The sequence below is a fragment of the Symbiopectobacterium sp. genome (assembly GCF_051710365.1).
GTDB lineage: Bacteria > Pseudomonadota > Gammaproteobacteria > Enterobacterales > Enterobacteriaceae > Symbiopectobacterium.
Genome location: NZ_JBPETA010000405.1, coordinates 1 through 634 on the forward strand (window position 1 = coordinate 1; position 634 = coordinate 634).

Consider the following 634-nt stretch of genomic DNA (forward strand, 5'->3'; position numbering starts at 1 on the left):
GTCATGACGAACGGCTCAGCGGCCTGATTTTAACAGAGGTCAATTATGGCATACATCACCTTATCCGAGTGGAACCGGCGGCAACCCCGTCCGCGTTGTATGGAAACCGTCAGGCGATTGGTCAGGAACGGAATGATTTTTCCCGCACCGATACGAGATGGGCGCGAGTATCTGGTTGAGGAAAACGCCTGCAAGCTCACCCAGAACAAAAACCTTAACTCATCAGGTTACCCTCATCCCACCCTGTTATCGAGGATAAGACATGGCACGCCGGAGAAGTCATAAGAACCGCGACTTGCCGCCAAACCTGCAACCGCGCAATGGCGGCTATTTTTGCTACCGTGACCTGCGCACCGGAAAAGAGTATGGCCTGGGCCGCCATCGTCGCGAGGCCATTACGCAAGCCATAGCAGCTAATATTGCGATTTATGGCTCATCAAAACAATCACCGCTCATTGACCGCATCAACGGTACATCTCTGATATACCTGAGTGAGTGGATATCACGTTATATAACCGTCATTCCGCACCTACTTTAAGAATAAATTCGACGGTATCGCTCGCCGAGAACATCAACGATGGTCTTGTGAACAGAATTGAGGTTGGATACTTGTGGTGGTCTGTCACCAATACTG

The 634-nt window shown here is 50.6% G+C and carries 2 protein-coding genes; both read left to right on the forward strand.

All coding sequences use genetic code 11. The features are described 5' to 3' along the window. Positions 1–99: 99 nt before the first annotated feature. Positions 100–285, forward strand: coding sequence for an excisionase (locus ACTBDZ_RS18325; protein ID WP_438816336.1), 186 nt, complete (start codon positions 100–102; stop codon positions 283–285). Then, positions 263–538, forward strand: coding sequence for a phage integrase Arm DNA-binding domain-containing protein (locus ACTBDZ_RS18330; protein ID WP_438816335.1), 276 nt, complete (start codon positions 263–265; stop codon positions 536–538). Before ACTBDZ_RS18325 ends, ACTBDZ_RS18330 begins: the two co-directional genes overlap by 23 nt. Positions 539–634: the final 96 nt, after the last annotated feature.

Bases quoted from the DNA above. Each gene is read 5' to 3' on its own strand.
- ACTBDZ_RS18325 (WP_438816336.1), top strand. From the start codon at position 100: ATGGAAACCGTCAGGCGATTGGTCAGGAACGGAATGATTTTTCCCGCA.
- ACTBDZ_RS18330 (WP_438816335.1), top strand. From the start codon at position 263: ATGGCACGCCGGAGAAGTCATAAGAACCGCGACTTGCCGCCAAACCTG.